At 57.7% G+C, this 20,128-nt stretch carries 21 protein-coding genes; 10 read left to right on the top strand and 11 right to left on the bottom strand.

Annotated features, from left to right (window positions below; translation table 11 throughout):
• Window positions 1-274: 274 nt before the first annotated feature.
• Window positions 275-511: a 50S ribosomal protein L28 gene (gene rpmB, locus AAC035_RS05915; protein WP_339801207.1), complete on the top strand. Its 237-nt coding sequence runs from the start codon at window positions 275-277 to the stop codon at window positions 509-511.
• Window positions 512-522: 11 nt separating this feature from the next.
• The gene (rpmG, locus tag AAC035_RS05910; protein WP_100638001.1) at window positions 523-678 is read left to right on the top strand and encodes a 50S ribosomal protein L33; all 156 of its coding nucleotides are present in this window, start codon (window positions 523-525) and stop codon (window positions 676-678) included.
• 129 nt (window positions 679-807) lie between these two features.
• Here rpmG and AAC035_RS05905 read toward each other — a convergent pair whose 3' ends face one another.
• The 3 genes from AAC035_RS05905 to AAC035_RS05895 all read right to left on the bottom strand — a co-directional run bounded on the left by AAC035_RS05905 (window position 808) and on the right by AAC035_RS05895 (window position 3,198).
• Complete coding sequence (locus AAC035_RS05905; protein ID WP_339801201.1) at window positions 808-1,668, bottom strand: endonuclease/exonuclease/phosphatase family protein; 861 nt, start codon at window positions 1,666-1,668, stop codon at window positions 808-810.
• Between the two features lie 51 nt (window positions 1,669-1,719).
• Complete coding sequence (locus tag AAC035_RS05900) at window positions 1,720-2,352, bottom strand: thiol:disulfide interchange protein DsbA/DsbL (RefSeq protein ID WP_339801198.1); 633 nt, start codon at window positions 2,350-2,352, stop codon at window positions 1,720-1,722.
• A 237-nt stretch (window positions 2,353-2,589) separates the two neighbouring features.
• Window positions 2,590-3,198, bottom strand: coding sequence for a c-type cytochrome (locus AAC035_RS05895; RefSeq protein WP_339801196.1), 609 nt, complete (start codon window positions 3,196-3,198; stop codon window positions 2,590-2,592).
• Between the two features lie 170 nt (window positions 3,199-3,368).
• Between AAC035_RS05895 and yihA the strand changes: the two genes are divergently transcribed.
• Complete coding sequence (gene yihA, locus AAC035_RS05890) at window positions 3,369-4,028, top strand: ribosome biogenesis GTP-binding protein YihA/YsxC (protein WP_339801194.1); 660 nt, start codon at window positions 3,369-3,371, stop codon at window positions 4,026-4,028.
• Window positions 4,029-4,219: 191 nt separating this feature from the next.
• Here the strand turns inward: yihA and AAC035_RS05885 are convergent, their stop codons facing one another.
• Complete coding sequence (locus AAC035_RS05885; protein WP_339801191.1) at window positions 4,220-4,858, bottom strand: TetR/AcrR family transcriptional regulator; 639 nt, start codon at window positions 4,856-4,858, stop codon at window positions 4,220-4,222.
• Between the two features lie 196 nt (window positions 4,859-5,054).
• Here AAC035_RS05885 and AAC035_RS05880 point away from each other — a divergent pair, with 196 nt between their 5' ends.
• The 3 genes from AAC035_RS05880 to AAC035_RS05870 all read left to right on the top strand — a co-directional run bounded on the left by AAC035_RS05880 (window position 5,055) and on the right by AAC035_RS05870 (window position 7,397).
• Window positions 5,055-6,500, top strand: coding sequence for a coniferyl aldehyde dehydrogenase (locus tag AAC035_RS05880; protein WP_339801188.1), 1,446 nt, complete (start codon window positions 5,055-5,057; stop codon window positions 6,498-6,500).
• 149 nt (window positions 6,501-6,649) lie between these two features.
• Window positions 6,650-7,129 carry a pantetheine-phosphate adenylyltransferase gene (coaD, locus tag AAC035_RS05875; protein ID WP_339801185.1) on the top strand — a complete coding sequence of 160 codons (480 nt, stop codon included), beginning with the start codon at window positions 6,650-6,652 and terminating at the stop codon, window positions 7,127-7,129.
• Between the two features lie 19 nt (window positions 7,130-7,148).
• Entirely contained in the window at window positions 7,149-7,397 is a 249-nt protein-coding gene (locus AAC035_RS05870; RefSeq protein ID WP_339801182.1) for a YfhL family 4Fe-4S dicluster ferredoxin, read from the top strand.
• 86 nt (window positions 7,398-7,483) lie between these two features.
• On the opposite strand, the gene AAC035_RS05865 is transcribed toward AAC035_RS05870, so the two are convergent.
• The 4 genes from AAC035_RS05865 to AAC035_RS05850 form a co-directional block, all read right to left on the bottom strand.
• Window positions 7,484-8,773 (bottom strand): DUF945 family protein, encoded by a 1,290-nt coding sequence (locus tag AAC035_RS05865; protein WP_339801179.1) that lies wholly within the window; start codon window positions 8,771-8,773, stop codon window positions 7,484-7,486.
• Window positions 8,774-8,843: 70 nt separating this feature from the next.
• Window positions 8,844-10,970, bottom strand: a complete 2,127-nt coding sequence (gene ppk1, locus AAC035_RS05860) for a polyphosphate kinase 1 (protein WP_339801176.1) — start codon at window positions 10,968-10,970, stop codon at window positions 8,844-8,846.
• Window positions 10,967-11,983, bottom strand: a complete 1,017-nt coding sequence (hemB, locus tag AAC035_RS05855) for a porphobilinogen synthase (protein WP_339801174.1) — start codon at window positions 11,981-11,983, stop codon at window positions 10,967-10,969. The genes ppk1 and hemB overlap by 4 nt, the downstream gene beginning before the upstream one ends.
• A 134-nt stretch (window positions 11,984-12,117) precedes the next feature.
• Window positions 12,118-12,339 (bottom strand): hypothetical protein, encoded by a 222-nt coding sequence (locus AAC035_RS05850; protein ID WP_339801171.1) that lies wholly within the window; start codon window positions 12,337-12,339, stop codon window positions 12,118-12,120.
• A 250-nt stretch (window positions 12,340-12,589) separates the two neighbouring features.
• On the opposite strand from AAC035_RS05850, the gene AAC035_RS05845 reads away from it, so the two are divergent.
• The 3 genes from AAC035_RS05845 to panP all read left to right on the top strand — a co-directional run bounded on the left by AAC035_RS05845 (window position 12,590) and on the right by panP (window position 16,627).
• Window positions 12,590-14,287, top strand: coding sequence for an isovaleryl-CoA dehydrogenase (locus AAC035_RS05845; protein WP_339801169.1), 1,698 nt, complete (start codon window positions 12,590-12,592; stop codon window positions 14,285-14,287).
• An 87-nt stretch (window positions 14,288-14,374) separates the two neighbouring features.
• The gene (locus AAC035_RS05840) at window positions 14,375-14,716 is read left to right on the top strand and encodes a DUF503 domain-containing protein (protein WP_339801167.1); all 342 of its coding nucleotides are present in this window, start codon (window positions 14,375-14,377) and stop codon (window positions 14,714-14,716) included.
• Window positions 14,717-14,953: 237 nt separating this feature from the next.
• The gene (gene panP / locus AAC035_RS05835) at window positions 14,954-16,627 is read left to right on the top strand and encodes a pyridoxal-dependent aspartate 1-decarboxylase PanP (protein ID WP_339801165.1); all 1,674 of its coding nucleotides are present in this window, start codon (window positions 14,954-14,956) and stop codon (window positions 16,625-16,627) included.
• Window positions 16,628-16,963: 336 nt separating this feature from the next.
• Here panP and AAC035_RS05830 read toward each other — a convergent pair whose 3' ends face one another.
• Together AAC035_RS05830 and AAC035_RS05825 are read right to left on the bottom strand one after the other, a co-directional pair.
• Window positions 16,964-17,230 (bottom strand): hypothetical protein, encoded by a 267-nt coding sequence (locus AAC035_RS05830; protein WP_339801162.1) that lies wholly within the window; start codon window positions 17,228-17,230, stop codon window positions 16,964-16,966.
• 78 nt (window positions 17,231-17,308) lie between these two features.
• The gene (locus tag AAC035_RS05825) at window positions 17,309-18,871 is read right to left on the bottom strand and encodes an inorganic phosphate transporter (RefSeq protein ID WP_339801159.1); all 1,563 of its coding nucleotides are present in this window, start codon (window positions 18,869-18,871) and stop codon (window positions 17,309-17,311) included.
• A gap of 149 nt (window positions 18,872-19,020) precedes the next feature.
• Here AAC035_RS05825 and AAC035_RS05820 point away from each other — a divergent pair, with 149 nt between their 5' ends.
• On the top strand, window positions 19,021-19,491 hold the full coding sequence (locus AAC035_RS05820) for a flavodoxin domain-containing protein (protein WP_339801157.1): 471 nt from the start codon (window positions 19,021-19,023) through the stop codon (window positions 19,489-19,491).
• A 27-nt stretch (window positions 19,492-19,518) separates the two neighbouring features.
• Here the strand turns inward: AAC035_RS05820 and AAC035_RS05815 are convergent.
• Window positions 19,519-20,128: acyl-CoA thioesterase II (locus AAC035_RS05815; RefSeq protein ID WP_339801154.1), on the bottom strand; the 610-nt coding region annotated here is incomplete at its 5' end.

The raw sequence follows: 20,128 nt of genomic DNA, 5'->3' as shown, positions 1-20,128 counted from the left end.
ATCATATGGTGGTGGGTCACGGTGAGGTTATCTCATTGGCAGAACGTGGGCTGATGTAGAAATTGACCAAATTCCCAACAATTTTTTGCGTTGGGCCGGCCGTTCTGGTATAAAAGCGTCCCTAAATTCTGGCGGCGTCTGGCGAGCAGCGTGCGGCTGCGGACACCTGCGTGTTACTGCAAATACCGCGAAAGCGGCATGGTACGCACGAACAGCAACCAGAGACCCGATTACACGAATTCGTATCAAGACCAAGCTCAGGTCGGAGGCAAGTATGTCCAGAGTCTGTCAGGTCACCGGTAAGAGACCGATGACCGGTAACAACGTTTCTCACGCTATGAACCACACCAGACGTCGTTTTCTGCCGAACCTGCAGAATCACCGTTTCTGGGTTGAAACCGAGAAGCGCTTCGTGAAGCTGCGCGTATCCACCAAGGGTATGCGCATCATCGACAAAAAAGGCATTGACGTTGTGCTGGCCGATCTTCGCGCCCGCGGCGAGAAATTTTAAGGAGCCTTATCATGCGCGAAAAAATCAAGCTGGTTTCATCAGCAGGTACTGGTCATTTCTACACGACCCTGAAGAACAAGCGTAACACGCCGGAAAAAATCGAGATCAAAAAATACGATCCGGTTGTCCGCAAGCACGTTGCGTATAAAGAAGCCAAGATCAAATAAGATTCTGGTTGCTGAAAAACCCGGCCCTGTGCCGGGTTTTTTTATGCCCGCATTTCCTGCGGAGCATCGGCCCGGGGCAGCAGCGAAGCAGAGCCAAGGCCACCCCGGGACCCATTCATTGAATCTGTCTCAGAAGGCTTTCACGTAGCCTTTTGGCAGCGCGATATCCAGGGCGATAGGCAGATGATCCGACATCGGGTAACTCACGACTTCGGCCCGGCGGATTTCAAGAGTGGGACTCACCAGAATATGGTCCAGCGCACGTTCAGGCCGCCAGCTTGGAAAACTGTGAGCGGTAGCCGGCAGAGGCACCAGGTTGGAATCCCGCAGCGGTGAATGCCTGAGCAGTTCCTCCGCATGATTGTTGAGATCGCCCATCAACACCACATGACGATACTTCGAGACCAGCTCATGAATGTAGGCGAGCTGTTTCTGCTGGGCCGCCTTACTCAGGGACAGATGCATCATCACCAGCACCAGAGGATCTTCCTCCAGTCCGTACTTGGCAACAATGGCGCCTCGCCCGGGAATCAGAGCTGGCAGGCGGTGCTCCGACACCTCCAGAGGCCGGAACCGGCTCAACAACCCGTTGCTGTGCTGTGCCATGTGCCCCAGATTACGGTTCAGCTGCTGGTGCCAGTAAGGAATACCACTGGCCTCCGCCAGGTACTGGACCTGATTGATATAGCCACTGCGAAGACTGCCGCCGTCACACTCCTGCAGCGCCACAACGTCGTAGTTGCGCAGCAATGTGGCGATACGGTCAAGATTCTCGATACGACCACGATGCGGCAGCAGGTGCTGCCAGCTGCGGGTGAGGTAATGATGATAGGACGCGGTGTTGATACCGACCTGGATATTGAAGGTCAGCAGGCGGATGTGCCGGTGTGGCTCGAAATCGGGCACATCATCCAGGCCCGACGACGTGCCGCCGGACTCGGCAGCACGTCCCGGGAAACCACTAAAACGCTTGCGAATTGTTCTGTACATGTCCGGCTCCGATGCTGAGTCTTACCAGCTTCCAGCCCGGCAACACAAAAATCACTGCTGGGCGCGCTCGCTGCGCTCTTTCTCTACAAGGTAGTCAACGACGTCCATCATCGCCTCATGACCACCCGCCAGCGTGGCATTGGTCTTGTACTTGCCAGCCACCAGCATGGCCGGCACGCCGGTCAGACGGGCGCCACGGATGACTGACTGGGCGCGCTGGACCCGGGCCTTTACGCCGAAACCCTTGTACTCTTTCAGGAAGGCCTCTTCATCAACTCCATGGCCGGACAGGAATTCCGCCAGCTTTTCAGGTGTGTCCAGCTGACGCCGGTCACGGGCGAGGGCGTCAAACAGGGCGTCATGGGTCTGATCGAACGCGCCAAGTGCTTCACTGGCGTAAAAGGCGTAAGCGTGAGGCTCCCAGGTACGGCCCAGAGCCGCCGGCAGCAGAATGAAATTGACATCGTCTGCCATATCCTGCTCCCAGGCTTCAATCACCGGCTTGAGGGAGTAACAGTGGGGGCAGCCATACCAGAACACCTCAACTACCTCGATACCCTCCTCCGACGGCGCTACTGAAACATTGGAGCCCAGACGTTCATAATGGGTACCTTCTTGCCACTGCGCGTGAGCCTGAAAAGAAAGGGCCACCAACGCCAGCACCAGATATCTGAAAAATGCCATTGCACACCTCGTTATTATGTTCTTTCTGAAACAGCCTTCGGGGCTGCTGCGAATTCCCTACTCTGACCTGCGACATCTCCACAGGTTCACGACCTTGCCGGATTATGTCCCAGCCACCACCTGCGCTTCCAGTCATCCCGGATTACAGACCCGACAGAAAAGCAAAAACAAAAAAGCCCGCACAATTGGCGGGCTTTACGGGCTCAGGAAATGACCTGAGCCACTGTTATATCCTGATCAGTGCAAACCGGAAATATAACTGGAAACCGCCTCGATCTCCGCATCACTCAGGCGGGAGGCAATATCAATCATGATCTGCGCATTGACACCGCCAGCACGATCGCCCTTGCGGTAGTCTTGCAGAGATTTGGCAACATAGTCAGCGCTCTGGCCGCTCAGGCGGGGATAACCAGCCGGCTCGTTACCCTTACCCTGGGGGCTGTGACAGGCCGCGCAAGCCGCAATGCCTGAGGCCAGATTGCCACCGCGGTACAGTGCCTGACCCTGATCCACCAGATCGGGATCAGCCTGCCCGATGGGCATGGACTGCTGGTCGTAATAGGCTGCGAGATCAAGCAGGTCGTCATCCGACATGTTGTCCAGCAGACCGGTCATTTCCGGAATCGGGCGATCACCGTCACGAATAGCCATTAACTGGCGATAGAGGTAAGTCTCGCCAATGCCGGACAACTTCGGGTAGACACCCATAATCGGCGCGGCACCACCGGCACCATGACAGCTCGCACAAACGGCTGCATTCGCTTCACCTGCTTCAGGATCTCCCGCTCCGTGAGCCGCTACAGAAAGGCCCAGGCCGAGAACCACACCTGCGATCAGTTTTTTCATGCTCGCTCCGCTATCTCTCATTAGAAGTCGTTATTCTGTCTGCAGCCCGCAAACGCTGATGTCACAGCCCCAAACCCGGCTTTCCAGCGTCATCACCCTGCGCACTGTCCGCAAATTGGTGTAGCATTATACATTAATCACCCACAACTGAAATCCAGGACGCCCTTTTCGTGACGGCAGCAGATCTAAAACCTATTTCTTTCAACAGCGCCCGCTTTCTTGTCAGTGCTGCGAAGCTCCAGGATTGTCCACCGGATTCAGGTTCTGAAGTGGCTTTCGCCGGCCGCTCCAATGCAGGAAAATCCAGCGCAATCAACACAATAACCAACAACGGCAAACTGGCCAGAACCAGTAAAACCCCCGGCCGGACCCGGTTGATCAACTTTTTTTCCCTCAATCGCGAACAACGCCGACTGGTGGATCTGCCCGGTTACGGCTACGCCAAAGTGTCCAGAGACATGAAGGATGACTGGCAGAAACACCTCAGCCACTATCTGCTGGAACGCAAAAGCCTGCAAGGCCTGGTGCTGGTGATGGACATTCGCCACCCGCTTACGGACTTTGACCGTATGATGGTGGATTGGTGTGAACATAACCAGTTGCCGCTGATGATTCTTGCCACCAAGGCAGACAAGCTGAAATTCGGCCAGGCCAAACAGGCCATGATGGGCATTGCCCGCGAGCTCGAAAACCAGCAGTGGCTGAAGCACCTGATCATGTTCTCGTCCACCAGCAAAACCGGGCTGGACGAATGCAGACAGGCCCTGACTGACTGGCTCGATACCGAAACAACGGATCCGGAATCAGAGCTCGAAAACGACAACGACTGAACGCAAAAAAACCCGGCCGGCAAGAACCGGTCGGGAATCGTCAGGGTTTGCGACGTACTGAGACCTGAGTCTCTGCCGGCACCGGCGCCGTCCGATCAACGCTCGATGCCCGCACCAACTTTGATCAATTTTTAACCACACAAGTTCCCGAAACAGATTTATTATTTACACCCGCACCCATGGCCGCCCCCTCAGTCCGGCATAAACCGCTGCCGGATGGCTTCAACATCGGCCCGGTAAGCCGGCATCAGATAAGGTATCTGCAAGGTCAATACCTGATACACCACCTGCTGCAGTCGCTCCTGCAGAGGCTCCAGCTTACCGTCGAACCCCTTCGTTTTCAGGTATGCCATCCAGTTGGTGATGACCAGCCAGGCGTTCAGCGCCAGCGCATCCCGCAGTGCCGGATCCTGCCGCTGCATGACACCACCTGCCGCCAGACCGTCCAGTATGCGGGCAATCGCCTCCAGACAGCGTTCGGTGAAGGCCCGGTATTCCGTGCGCAGCCTGGGATCACTCTCCAGCAGGAACTCGAGATCCCGGTGCAGAAAACGGTAAGCCCACAGGCCACTGATAACCGATTCCAGATAGAACATCAGCTCGTTCAGGGTCAGTGGCTGTTCTTCCGGAATCGCGAGATAGCCATCCACCAACGCTTCATACTCCCTGAATAATTCGTAAACAATTTCTGACTTGTTCTTGAAATGGTAGTAAAGGTTGCCCGGAGATATCCCGAGATGTGCCGAGAGATGGTTGGTGGTGACGTTGCGCTCACCGCGCTCGTTGAACAACAACAGGCTGGCCTGAAGAATGCGGTCCCGGGTTTTCATGATGGCTGAGTACTCATGCTGTCACAGATTCCTGAAAAATATCTGACGAACGTCAGGCCGCATCCGGAAATACGGTAAGTTGACGGAATAGAGTATTAGCTCTAATAATGAACCCCAACGTTTAACAATGCCACCTGCCGTCATCCCGATCACGCCTGCCATCGTATCCTGACCGGTGACACAGAGGACCAGAGCCATGAGTGCAACCGTTGTTTCACTGACCGAAAGCAAAAAACAGATTCAGTTGACCGGACGAATTCTGGAGGAGCAGCGCCAGGGGTTTCGCAACAACGCGTTACCGTCACTGACGGAGCGACTTGAAAACCTGAAGCGCCTCAAGCGGGCGTTGATCACCCATCAGGAAGACATATGCGAAGCCATTGACCGGGATTTCAACGGCCGTTCCCGGGATGAAACCCTGATCGCCGAAATCATGCCATCGATTCAGGGCATCAACTACACGCTCAGACATCTGTCAGGCTGGATGAAGCCCGCCCGGCGCCATGTCTCGGTATTGTTCCAGCCCGCCAGCAACAAGGTCCATTACCAGCCCAAGGGCGTGGTGGGCATCATTGTGCCCTGGAACTACCCCCTGTATCTGGCGGTGGGTCCCCTGGTCGCTGCGCTTGCCGCAGGCAACCGGGCAATGGTTAAAATGTCGGAGTTCACGCCTCACACCTCGGCTCTCTTTGCATCGATCATCGAATCGGTATTCCCCCGGGATCTGGTCGCCATCATCAATGGCGAGGCGGATGTTGCCGCCGACTTTTCGGGGCGGCCCTTCGATCACCTGCTGTTCACCGGCTCAACCACGGTTGGCAGACTGGTCATGAAGGCTGCATCCGACAATCTGACGCCGGTAACCCTCGAGCTGGGCGGCAAATCTCCGGCGCTGATCTCCGCCGACATTCCCATGAAGGATGCCGCCCGGCGAATTGCCTTTGGCAAGGCCTTCAACGCGGGCCAGACCTGTGTGGCACCAGATTATGTATTGTGTCCGGCGGATCGTGTGCCGGCCTTTGTTGATCACTTCCGGGATGCCTTCGCCGCCATGTACCCGGAATTGAGAGATAACAGCGACTACACCGCCATTATCAACGACCGCCAGTATCAGCGCTTGCAGGGCTATCTGGAGGATGCCCGCAGCAAAGGCGCCACCCTGGTGGAAATCAATCCGGCGGAAGAAACCCTCGAAGCCGGCTGCCGCAAGATGCCCATCACCCTGGTGCTGAATCCCACCAGCGCCATGAAGGTCATGCAGGATGAGATTTTCGGGCCCATACTCCCGGTTGTTGCCGTCAGCAGTACCGACGATGCCCTGGATTTTATCAATCAGCGTCCGCGCCCTCTCGCGTTCTACTACTTCGGTTACGACCGCAGTGAACAAAAAAGAGTGGTGAGAGCAACACATTCCGGCGGCATGTGTATCAACGATTCCCTGATGCATGTGGCCCAGGACGACCTGCCCTTCGGGGGCATCGGCGATTCCGGCATGGGCCATTACCATGGCCGGGAGGGTTTCCTGACCTTTTCCCACGCCCGCGCGATTTTCAGCAAGCAGCGCCTGAACAGCGGAAGGCTGGTCTATCCACCACACGGCACCGTCCTGCACAAGCTGGTGTACCGCTTCTTTATCCGCTGACCGCGACTGAATCCGCGCCAGGTCGCGCTCAGTCGCACCCTGTTACCCGGCCTTCAACCACCTCTGCTCCGCCCTCTGTGAATACAGGGGGTCAGATTTGGTACAGATACTGGTATCCTGTGGCATCACAGACCTGAAGGAGCCTTTGCATGACCACGGTTATTTATCCCGGAACATTTGATCCTATTACCAATGGCCACACTGACCTGGTCGAGCGAGCCGGCAAACTGTTTGATGAAGTGGTTATTGCCGTTGCCGTCAGCTCCAAGAAAAATCCGCTGTTTACACTGGAAGAACGGATCGATCTGGCCGAGCGGGCTACCAGCCATCTGGACAATGTCCGGGTAACCGGCTTCAACACCCTGCTGGCCCATTTTGTCAAAGAACAGAACGCCACTGTGCTGTTGCGGGGCCTGCGGGCGGTCTCGGATTTCGAGTATGAGTTTCAGCTGGCGGACATGAATCGACACCTGGCGCCGGAAGTGGAGAGCGTCTTCCTCACTCCCTCCAACCACTTGTCCTACATTTCTTCGTCGCTGATCCGGGAGATTGCCTCACTGGACGGTGACATCTCCGAGTTTGTTGATCCGATCGTATGCGAGGCCCTGAAAAACAAGTTCAGGAAATAATGGCTGAGGCAAACCCACTATGGCCCTGATGATTACTGACGAGTGCATCAACTGCGACGTCTGTGAGCCGGAATGTCCCAACGATGCGATCAGTGCCGGCGAAGAAATCTATGTCATCGACCCCGACAAGTGCACCGAGTGCGTGGGCCATTATGATGAGCCCCAATGTCAGCAGGTATGCCCGGTCGACTGCATTCCTCTGGACCCGGAACGTCCGGAAACCCGGGATGGGCTGATGACCAGATATCATCGCCTTACCGGTCACTAATCGTCGGATCCGGGGCGGTCATCGCCTTTGCGCTGAAACAGAAAAGCCGGGATAGCGTCCCGGCTTTTCTGTTTCTAGCCCTGACGTCAGATCATTGGCGGCAGTGGAATCACCTGACCATTGAGATTGATCTGGAGATCCTTCAAGGTCGCCTCCAGCACCAAATCGTCACCGCTTCGCACCAGCACTCCCTGCGCGAGCAGTGGTGCCAACTCCTCTGCCAGAGTCGGATAACGCTCGGTCAGCGCGACCGGAATACGCAACTGCAACTGACCTGACAGACGTTCCATGACGATTGCCATGCCCTCCAGTTCCGCATCACCAAGTTCAGGATGGGACAGGATGGCGGTTCCGGTTACCGGGCCATCAGGAGAATCCAGGCTCAGCTCGGGAAAGCCCACAGAAAAGCCGGCACCGGCCAGAGCACGAGCCGCTTCAGCAATGTTCATGGTGGCGGCGAGCTGGCGCTCGAACCTGCCGGAAGCATCGCCATTTACGGGTTCAGACGCTGCCTGCATCTCATGGAATGCGTCCACAAGAAGATTCCAGCCATCGACACTGACATCGCTCAGGGCAAACTCTAGCTGGTGGGGACCAAAGCTGTCGGAATCAAGGGAGATCCGCGCCAGGCTCAGAATGCTGCGGGTGGTAAAGCGCTGATCGTCGTCAACCGCCAGGCTTTCCGTCAGCCAGCGCAGATCTTCCAGCACCACTTCCGGAGCATCCGCCCGGGCCAGACTGGCACTGGCCAGAACCGCTTCGCCGCTACCGATCCACACGTCTCCGCGAAGTCGCTCCATTGACTGCTCAAAGTGGAGATTCTCCATGCTCAGCCGGTACTCCGGCCCTCTCAGCACTGCTCCGGGCCAGATCATGTTGGCTTCCAGCTCGCTGCCACCACTGGAAAAGTTCACCCAGCCATAGCCTTCTGACACAGTGAGGGTTTCACCGGTCATTTCGTCATCCAGACTGATTGCCGGCATCGACATATCTGCCCGGGCAGTGCCCCAGAGTCGCGTGGTCAGGGTCAGTTCCGGCTGACGCTGCGGAAACAGCAACGGCCAGACTTCACCTTCCGGCACCTCGGTTACGAATACGATCCGGCTGCCAACCAGTCCGTGGGAGACATCACCGCGGTAACCAAGTACCTCGCGCTCGCCGGTTTTCGGGTTCTCGAATTCAATATGACCTTCCAGTCGCGACCCCAGATAGCCACGGGTATATTCCATGGTATCCAGTGAGAACATTGGCTGGGCTTCATTCAGTTCTGCAACCGCCTGTTGCCATTGCTGCTCCGTCAGCTTGCCGGAGACCCAGGGCGCACTGATACCGAGCGCCAGAACCAGGCCACCAGCCCACATCCATCGTTTTTTCATTCGTCAACAACTCCCTGCCGGAGCCCCGGCTCCGGATCGATGCGTATCCACTGAGCCGGCGGCACTGGGTCTATTTGCCCGTGAGACGCTCCAGAAGCACCTGCTGGGCCGAGAAGCGCTCCTCTTCGGGCGCCGGCTGATTCTGCAGGTAACGACCATCCGGCTGCAACTCCCAGCTCTGGCAGTTGTCTCTCAGGCAGGCGTCCAGATCATCCCTAAGACGCGCCAGCAGCTCCTTGTCTTCCACCGGAAAGGCCACCTCAACGCGGTTTACCAGGTTGCGAACCATGCCATCAGCGCTGGAACAGTAGACTTCCGGCTTGCCGTTGTTGCCGAAATAGTAAACCCGGCTGTGCTCAAGAAATCGACCGATGACCGACAGCACCCGGATGTTCTCGGACAGCCCCGGAACGCCGGGACGCAGGCAGCAGATACCCCGCACGATCAGATCAACCTGAACACCGGCCTGGGAGGCCCGATACAGCGCCAGCATCACGTCCGGATCGGTGAGTGCATTGAACTTGAAGATGATATGACCCTGCTCACCATGGGCCGCTTCACGCTCGATCAGCTCGATGATCTTTTTATGGAGCGTGAACGGAGCGTGGAACAGCTTTTTGATCTTCAGTGCCTTGCCCATACCGGTCAGCTGCTGAAACAGCTTGTTGACATCATCACCCAGGGCATCGTCGGCCGACAGGAAGCTGTAGTCGGTGTAGAGCCTGGCGTTGCCCGCGTGGTAGTTACCCGTGCCAAGGTGCACATAACGACGCAGACGACCTTCCTCCCGGCGCACAATCAGGATCATTTTGGCATGGGTCTTGTACCCCACCACACCATAAACCACCACCACGCCGGACTCCTGCAGACGGCTGGCCAGTTCCAGGTTCTCGGCTTCGTCAAACCGGGCCCGCAATTCAATGACCGCCGTAACTTCTTTACCCCGACGGGCAGCATCCATCAGCGCCTCGACGATCTCCGAGTCGGCACCGGTCCGGTAAAGGGTCTGACGGATGGCCAGCACCTGCGGATCTTTCGCGGACTGACGCAGGAAATCGATAACCGGCGTAAAGCTTTCATAGGGGTGCAACAGCAGAACCGGCTGCTGGCGAATGGCATCAAAAATAACTTCCTTGTTGCGGATCTGCTTGGGTACTGCCGGCGAAAATCCCGGGTAAATCAGATCAGGCCGGTTAACCAGCCCGCTGACCGCCATCAGGCGGGTCAGGTTGACCGGACCGTGGACCTTGTAGAGGTCCCGTTCGGTCAGGCCGAACTGATGCAGCAGAAAATTGATCAGCTCTTCAGGACAGTTGTCCGCCACTTCCAGCCGCACACCGTCACCGAAGCGGCGACTGAGCAACTCGCCGCGCAGGGCTGAGGCAAGATCCTCAAGGTCGTCTTCCAGCTCAAGGTCCGCGTTGCGGGTCAGACGGAACTGGTAACAACCCTTGATTTCCATCCCCGGAAACAGCTCATCGGCATGGGCATGAATCATCGACGACAGGAACACCAGATTCTCGCCACCCTCGCAGACGTCGTCCGGCAACCGAACCAGACGGGGCAGCGAACGTGGCGCCGGCACAATGGCCATACCGGTTTCGCGCCCAAAGGCATCCTTGCCATCCAGTTCCACAATAAAGTTCAGGCTCTTGTTTACCAGTCGCGGGAACGGGTGGGATGGGTCCAGACCAATGGGATTGACCACGGGCAGGATTTCATCCTCAAAATACTGCCGCACCCACTCAGTCTGTGCCGGGGTCCAGTCGCGACGCCGGACAAAATGGATGTTCTCCTGCTCCATGGCAGGAATCAGAACGTTATTAATGATGTCGTATTGCTCACGGATGTACTCATGAGCCACCTGACTGATTTCCGCCAGCACCTGATCAGGCATCATGCCGTCCGGCCCGACCATCTCGCGGCCGTATTTGATCTGCTGACGCAGACCTGCTGCACGGATCTCAAAGAACTCGTCCATGTTGCTGCTGAAAATGCAGCAGAACATCAGCCGGTTCAACAGCGGGTGGTGCTCATCCAGTGCCTGCTGAAGCACCCGGTAGTTGAACTGAAGATGGCTCAGCTCGCGGTTGAAATAGTTCTCCCGGGCTGCCAGATCCAGCACCACTTCAGGAACTTCCGCCGGTTCCGGTATCGCTGGCACCTCCCCCAGCTTGTGTACGGTTTCTGCCGTCATGCTCCATCTCCCCGTAACAGCCGGGCTGCGCGCACGGCAAAATAGGTCAGAATGCCATCCGCCCCCGCCCGGCGCATGGCCATCAGGCTCTCCATCATCCCCGCCTCTTCGTCGAGCCAGCCGTTCTGTGCCGCCGCCATATGCATCGCATACTCACCGCTTACCTGATAGACGAAGGTGGGCACCTTCAGCTCATGCTTCACCCGATAAACGATATCCAGGTAGGGCATGCCCGGTTTCACCATCACCATATCTGCGCCTTCAGACAGGTCCATGGAGACCTCATGCAGGGCCTCATCGCTATTGGCCGGATCCATCTGATAGGTAGCCTTGTTGCCTTTGCCCAGATTGGCCGCAGAACCAACCGCATCGCGGAATGGCCCATAATAGGAAGACGCAAACTTGGCAGAATAGGCCATGATCCGGGTATTTATGTGGCCCGCTTTCTCCAGCGCTTCCCGGATGGCACCAATGCGGCCGTCCATCATGTCCGAAGGTGCCAGTACATCCGCACCCGCTTCAGCGTGAGACAGGGACTGCCGGATCAGTGCATCAACGGTGATGTCGTTCAGCACGTAGCCCTGTTCGTCAATAATGCCGTCCTGGCCGTGGGTAGTGAATGGATCAAGCGCCACATCGGTAATCACCCCCAGCTCTGGAAACGCCTTCTTGAGGGCCCGGGTGGCACGCTGAGCGAGACCTTCCGGGTCCCAGGCGCCGGAACCCTGCAGATCTTTCCTGGACGCAGGCACCACCGGAAACAGGGCAATGGCAGGAATACCCAGTGCCACCATTTCCGCCGCCTGCTCCAGCAGCAAATCGATGCTCAGTCGCTCAACGCCCGGCATGGAATGTATTGCCTCCCGCTGTCCCTCGCCCTCCAGCACAAACACCGGGAAAATCAGGTTGTCCACGCCTAGGCTGTTTTCGCGTACCAGGCGCCGGGAAAAGTCGTCCGCCCTGTTGCGGCGAAGCCGGGTGGCTGGAAAGCTGCGATGCTGGGGTGAGAACACGGTAATGCCTCCGTTAGGCGGATAGAATAGCCGCCTATGATACACGCTTGAATATGAAGGGGGGATGACCGGACGGTCAAACACAAAAGAACAACGTCCGGCAGCACGGATGGCTGCCGGTGAATCACCGTCGGTCAGAGGCTGCGGTTGTTAAAACCAACGTCAACCTTACGGGGGGCATCCATGCGAAAACTGGTGTCTACCTGCTGAATCCGGCCACCCTGACTCAGGTAAGCTTCAATATCCGCTTCCAGCTGGGCACGGATACGGGCACGGCCAGCTACGGAGTGATTGTCCTCCGCGTCGCTGGACCAGCCCCCGGATTGTTCCAGATTGCCTTCGTCGAATTCACTCATGGCCCTTGTCTCCATCAGCGAAACCCAATGTTCGGTGAAGCGCGAAACCCGCTTCCTGATCGGCATGACGGGCGGCGACCCCGCCTGAAGGGAAAGCCGTGCAGTCGTGCCTTGGCGTCTTTATAATCGGGAAATGATGACAACGCCATTAGCGACCAAAGACTTTTTTGTAACAATTTGTAACTGGTCGACAGCTTGCCAATAACCCTTTGAAAATAATAACCATAATCAGAAATCAGAGAGATCCGCCATGACCACGACAAATCCAGCGCTACTCCCTCCGGAAACCGGCCAGGACCCCTGGCTGGCCAGCACCCACGAGGTGACCAACCAGCCACCCGCTCTGGAAAACTACAATCTGTTCACCGAAGATCAGGCCCTGCAGGAGGCGGTCCAGCGTGAAGGTGCTGCCCACCACATCCCGGAGCTGAACGCCTTCGGTGAACTTGCCGGCCGCCGTGACACCATTGAGCTGGGCTTCCTTGCCAACGAGAACAAACCGACGTTCAACACCCACGACCGCTTTGGGCATCGCATTGACGAGGTCCGGTTTCACCCGGCCTACCATGAATTGATGCGCATCGCCCACGAACACGGTCTGCACAGCAGCCCCTGGGAAAATCCCGGCAAGGGTGCCCACGTCAGTCGGGCGGCGAAGTATTACCTTCACACCCAGGTTGAAGCCGCCCACGGCTGCCCTGTCACCATGACCTTTGCCGCCATGCCCTCCATCATGAAACAGCCGGATCTGGCGAAGATCTGGGCGCCGAAAATACTGTCCCGGGACTACGACCCCCGCAACCTGCCGGATTCTGAAAAATCCTCGGTCACCATTGGCATGGCGATGACTGAAAAGCAGGGCGGTAGTGATGTCCGCGCCAACAGTACGCGCGCCATTCCCGTCAGCACCGAAGGCCCGGGCCAGGCTTACCAGCTGGTGGGCCACAAATGGTTTGTCTCCGCACCCATGTGCGACGCGTTTCTGGTGCTGGCCCAGGCACCCGGCGGACTGTCCTGTTTTCTGATGCCCCGCTGGTGCCCTGATGGCAGCAAGAATCCCTGGCAGATCCAGCGCCTGAAAAACAAGATGGGCAATGTGGCGAACGCCTCCAGCGAAGCGGAACTCCGGGGCGCGCTGGCCTGGATGGTGGGCGAGGAAGGCCGGGGTGTACCCACCATCATTGAAATGGTCGCCATGACCCGTTTCGATTGCATGATCGGCAGTTCCGCCGGTATGCGCCAGGCCGCCGTGCAGGCTCTCCATCACTGTCGTCACCGCAGCGCATTTGGCGCACGGCTGAGTGACCAGCCATTGATGCAGAACGTCCTGGCGGATCTGGCCCTCGAGAGCGAGGCGGCAATGACCTGCACCCTGCGCGTAGCCAGAGCCCTGGACACTCCCGACGATCCTCAGGAACAGCTTCTGTTGCGTCTTGCCACGCCCGTGGGTAAATACTGGATCTGTAAACGATCGCCCAACCACGCCTACGAAGCCATGGAGTGCATCGGAGGCAGCGGGGTGATGGAAGACTGCATCATGCCCAGGCTGTTCCGGGAGTCCCCGGTCAACGCCATCTGGGAAGGGTCAGGCAATGTGCAGTGCCTGGACACCCTGCGCGCGCTTGAGAAATCACCAGAGAGTCTGTCCGCCTTCTTCACCGAGGTGGAACTCGCTCGCGGCGCGGACCGACGTTTTGACCGGTTTGTTGACGCGCTCAAACAAGACTTTACCGACAGCCGTGACGTTCAGTTCCGGGCCCGCAACCTGGTGGATCGGCTGGCACTGTCGCTGCAGGCCTCTCTGCTGTTGCGCCACTCCAGTGCGGCCGTTGCCGATGCATTCTGTGGCTCCCGACTCGCCAGTCAGGGCGCCCATAACATCGGTAACCTGCCTGCCGGGGTTGACGCCGCTGCCATCATCGAGCGGGCAACCGCCAGAGTTGGCTGATCTCTGGCGGGCTGACCGCTTCCATGGCCAGCCCGCAGCCCCTGGCAACGAAAAGTAACGCCCACACCGCACCCGAGGAAACCGCTCATGTCTGATGCTCTGAGAAAGCTGCTTGCTGCCCGGGAGTCTGAAACGGCGGTCATAACGCCCCACCTGGGTGTTCTCACCCTGCATTTTCAGCTCTATGGTGTCGCGGACCTGAAAGAAAAGCGGAAAGTGTTCCTGCCTCTCAAAACGGTCTGGGGACGCGAACCGGATCTGGCGGTGGCCGAAACTGGCGATATGGAAGCCCTGGACAGCGCCGTCTGGAGCATTGCCGCCCTGGGCACCAGCACCCAGCTGATCACCGCCAGGCTGGACCAGGTCGAAAAAGCGATTGCACAAAAAATAGACGCCCCCATACTGGAGGTGCAAAGAGAGCTGTTATAGCCCTGATTGGCAAGACACGATGTGAGACCGTATACTACGCGGCCTTGACCACGGACGCGATAGATCGTCCGGTCGTCTTGCCTTGTCACCCGATGCGCAGCAACAACGCATACGGCGCGTGCAGACAGAGACACCGGACCCGGACCGGAGACCTGATTGGCTCCTGGAAAATTCCGCTGAATTCACCGGGAGCGGGAAATAGCCCCCTGGAGAATGCCACTAAATTGTGTAGCGCGTATGACCGGTAAGAAAAAGTCTGCCCAGGCTTCCGTGGAGGCCATGTATCGTGTTTTTACGGTACCCGAGGCCCCAGAGTCTACACTGAGCCGGATTGACCAGAACATCTCCGGCAACCTTGCGGGCTTCCTGCAGGAGCACATCGTCGCCATTGAGCGGGACCTGAGCGAAGTTGAAAAAGACTTTGCGGATTCTGCTATTCCCGAAAAGCCTATTTTTGTGTCCGAGCAGGCCCAGTTCCTGCTGGACAAGCTGGTGGCCAACTCGGTTCACACCGCATCCCCCAGCTTTATAGGCCACATGACCTCGGCGCTGCCCTATTTCATGCTGCCGCTGTCCAAGATCATGATTGCCCTGAACCAGAACCTGGTCAAAACCGAAACCTCCAAGGCGTTCACCCCCATGGAGCGTCAGGTGCTGGGCATGATTCACCGGCTGGTGTACCAACAGGACGGGGCTTACTACCGCAAGTGGATGCATGACCCCCGTCATGCCCTGGGGGCCATGTGCTCCGGCGGTACGGTTGCCAACCTGACCGCTCTCTGGGTTGCCCGTAACCGCGCTTTTCCGGCCGAAGGCAGTTTCCGCGGCGTCCACCAGGAGGGTCTGTTTCGGGCCCTGCGTTATTACGGCCACGAAGGTGCTGCCATTCTGGTCTCGCGCCGGGGCCACTACTCGCTGCGCAAGGCCGCCGATGTGCTGGGGCTGGGCCGTGATTCCCTGATTGCTGTGGATACCGATGACGATAACCGCATCAACATCGATGCCCTGCGGGACAAATGCATCGAGCTACAGCGTCAGAAGGTCAAAATCATGGCCATCTGCGGCATTGCCGGCACCACCGAGACCGGCAACGTGGACCCGCTGGACGCCATGGCTGATGTAGCCCGGGAGTTCAGCGCCCACTTCCACGTAGACGCGGCCTGGGGCGGCCCCACCTTGTTCTCACGGCAATACGGCCATCTCATGCGGGGCATTGAAAAGGCCGACTCGGTCACCTTTGATGCCCACAAGCAGCTGTATGTGCCCATGGGTGTCGGTCTGGTGGTGTTCCGGGATCCGACCATGGCCAGCGCTGTCGAGCACCACGCCCAGTACATTATCCGGAAAGGTTCCCGGGATCTGGGCAGCAATACCCTGGAAGGCTCGCGACCGGGCATGGCCATGCTGATTCATTCCGGCCTGAAAATTCTGGCCCGGGAAGGTTACGAAATTCTGATCAATCAGGGCATTGAAAAAGCGAAAACCTTTGCCACCCTGATTAACGAAGATCCGGATTTTGAACTGGTGACCGATCCGGAGCTGAACATTCTGACCTACCGTTACTGTCCTGAGCATGTTCAGCTGGCCCTCAAAGCCGCCGATCCCCTGCAGGCCGAACGCATCAACATGTCCCTGAACCGGATCACCAAGTTTATCCAGAAGGTGCAGCGTGAGCGGGGCAAGGCGTTTGTGTCACGAACCCGGCTTGAGCCGGCCCGTTACGGCAATTTCCCCTGTATTGTATTCCGCGTGGTGCTGGCCAATCCCCTGACCACCCGGGAAATCCTTCAGGACATTCTGGCCGAACAGAAAGAACTGGCCCGGGAGGCTGCACTGGGGGATGAAATGGCCATTCTGCAGCAACATGCCGACGCCGTTACGGCACCACCACCGTTAGCCAAACGGGCCTAGGCCTAGTGTCCCGTCTGATTAATTCGTTGATCTACTGAGCCATTGAGAGCCTTGAGAGCAAGGCGCGGTGGCGAAGGTTTGGTGGCTCCAAATCGAGTCAGCGCAACGCGGCTATCAAGGCTCTCAATGGCTCCCGAAGGGCGCGCCGCTGGGACCTCTGGCCGGTGTTGCCAGCCCTTGATGTGGAACCACCACACCTGCGGACTGGCGCCTTGGCCAGAGGTCCCAGCGGCACGCAGTAGGTCAACGAATTAACCAGACGGGACACTAGTTGTATAGAATGACAGAGGGGCGCATTGCGCCCCTCTGTCATTCTGAAGCCTGCCCCGACCCGCCTCAGTAAAGCGCCTCTTCGTCGTCCATTACGTCGCCGAGTATTTCCAGAAACATCTTGTCGGCTTCACTCCAGTTCTCGGGAATGCGGACTATGGTGGTGGCACTGATCTCTTCCGCCATCAGCTTTTCCGCATCCGGCTTGCCACGGTGCTTGCGGGCTATTTCCATACATTTGACGGCGACCGTCGGATCACTCAGAACTTTTCTGATAAAGACCCGAAGCTCATCAATGGCTCTGGCCTGACGGCCCTCAGATGATGTACTCATTCAACAATCTCCGAACTGACTGACAGGTAAAGTCTTGACCAGTATGACGGATAGCACCCGCCCTTCGCCAGCCTGATGTCACAGCAACAGACCCCGCATGGTGAAATACAACAGCGCCGCCAGACAGGCCGACGCCGGCACCGTGATAATCCATGCTGCGGCAATACGCACCAGGTGAGAACGCTTGACCAGCTCTTCCCGATAGATTTTTTTCAGACGCTTGCGCTCTTTCTTTGAAAGTGGAATGGCCTGTTTGTTCTTGCGGGCATCCTTCAGCAGCGCTTCCATTTCTTCCACAGAGGCGTTACGGAAGTCATCGAGGAACGGCTGCAGCCGTTCCTGTTCGGAGGCGTCATGATTCTCTATGATCTTGTGTATCTGGGTGGCGTAGCTTTGCTTCAGATACTCTCGCAGAAAACCCACCCCGAAAACACCACCGATAGCTATGTGGGTGGAGCTTACCGGCAGCCCCAGTTGTGACGCCACAATCACCGTGAGCGCTGCTGACAGGGCGATACAGAAGGCACGGGTCTTGTCGAGCTCGGTGATCTCGCTACCTACCGTCTTGATCAGGCGAGGGCCGAACAGCAACAGGCCAATGGCCAGGCCAAAGGCACCAACCAGCATGACCCAGAGGGGAATCGCAGCCGACGAAACTATTTCACCGGCTGCCAGTGCATCGTTGATAGCCGCCAGGGGGCCAATGGCGTTAGCCACATCGTTGGCACCGTGGGCAAAACTGAGCAGTCCCGCCGCGAAGATCAACGGCCATACAAACAGGGCGTTAACGCCCTCGGTGCTGTTTTCCATGGTTGCGGCACGACGTCCCACCCAGAGCCGCATCAGCACGAACACCACAACGGCGATTCCGAGCCCGATCAGAGAAGCCACCATAAAGCCGACCTTGACCAGCTGGGACATCCCCTTGAGCATCAGGTAGGTACCAAAGGCCCACGCCATAATTGCCACCAGCCAGGGCACAAAGGTACGCGCGGCCGGAACAATGTCGGACTTGTACAGCACGGTTCGTTTGATCAGATAGAGAAACAGCGCTGCAATCAGGCCACCCAAGACCGGCGAAATAACCCAGCTGGCAACAATCTTGCTCATCACGTTCCAGTCGGCGATGCCCCAGCCGCCAGCTGCGACACCGGCCCCCAACACCCCGCCGACAATGCTGTGAGTGGTGGAGACTGGCGCGCCCATCCAGGTCGCCAGATTCAGCCAGAGCGCACCGGCCAGCAAGGCTGCGGTCATCAGCCAGATAAAGGAGTTGACGTCCCCGACCCGCTCGGGCGCAATTATGCCTCCCTTGATCGTTGAAACCACTTCACCACCGGCAATAATGGCACCTGCAGCCTCAAAGACCGCCGCCAGTGCGACCGCTCCAAACAGGGTGATAGCCCCCGAGCCAACGGCTGGGCCCACATTGTTTGCCACATCGTTGGCACCGATATTGATCGCCATGTAGCCTGCGATGACCGCTGCGGCCATCAGGAGCATATTATTTGGGAGGCCGGCGCTGATCTGACCGACAAAAAGCCAGACGATCAGCAGGAAGACCAGACTAATACCAATCCGGTACCTTTCCGTGGTGCGACTGGTAAGAACCTGATCCAGAAATCCGGTTGTTTTGGCCATTAGCGGGTTCTCATTCAGCGGAACTTTGGCGGCACTATAATTTTTTTAATCCTGAAATGAAACAAATCCGTAACAATCAGTGTAGTTGAGCCTTTCGAACCACGCCGCTACCATGCACGTCGGTTCTATTGTTGACGAAAGAGGGCTTTATGGCAGTCGTGCAGGTGTTGGTTGGCAGTGTGTATGGCGGGGCGTTGCTGACGGCGAAGGCAATTCGTGACCAGTCCGGCTCCGGGAAGCATCAGTTCGTGGTCCATGAGACGCCCGATCTGAGCGCACTCACCACCACCGAAGGCCCCGTGCTGGTCTGTACCTCTACAACCGGACAGGGTGAGGTACCAGAAAACCTTCTGAACTTTTACATTCAGCTTCGTGACCAGCTTCCCATGCAGCAGGGGCGTCCCTTCGGCATCATTGTTTTGGGCGACAGCTCATACGGAGACACCTTCTGTGGCGCCGGCGCATTGATGGAAGAAGCCTTCTACGAGGTGGCCGCCCACAAGGTGGGGGAAACCCTCTGTATCGATGCAATGGAAACTACCGAACCGGAATCCCTTGCACTCCCCTGGGTTGAGGAGTGGCTTGACCAGGTCAGCCAGGAAACGCTGCAAGCCGGTTAATCAGCACACGTCACAGGCAATCCGGCACTACGACTTGCGTGAGCGGATCAGGGCTTCCTGTGCCGTTGAGGCTACCAGCACGCCCTCCCGGTTGTAGATATTGCCGCGATTGAATCCACGGGCGCCATAGGCACTGGGGCTGTCCTTGTCATACAGCAGCCAGTCGTCCATACGCAGGTTGCGGTGAAACCAGATGGAATGATCAAGGCTGGCCACCTGCATGCGGCGGGTCATGAAGGTCACGCCATGGGGGTTCAGGGACGTGCCCAGAAAGGCAAAATCCGAGGCGTAGGCCAGCAGACAGCGGTGCAGTATCTGGTCGTCCGGCAAATCTCCCTGGGCCCGGAACCAGCTCTGTTTATGGGGTGGTTTCACTTCCGGTTTCAGAGGATTCACCGGATCCACCGGGCGGATTTCGATGGGCCGGTGCCGGGTGAGCGAGGCGTGGTATTTCTCGGGGACCTGGGGCAGCAACTCCTGATTCAGTTCGGTTTCTGATGGCAGGGAATCCGCAGAAGGCGCCGACGGCATTTCGAACTGGTGATCAAAGCCCTCTTCCTCTACCTGGAAGGAGACCGAGCCGGTCAGAATTTCCTTGCCCTCCTGACGGACGATGACCCGCCGTACCGAGAAGGTA

The organism is uncultured Marinobacter sp. (assembly GCF_963974375.1).
GTDB lineage: Bacteria > Pseudomonadota > Gammaproteobacteria > Pseudomonadales > Oleiphilaceae > Marinobacter.
This window is presented reverse-complemented; position numbering and strand designations above follow the sequence as displayed.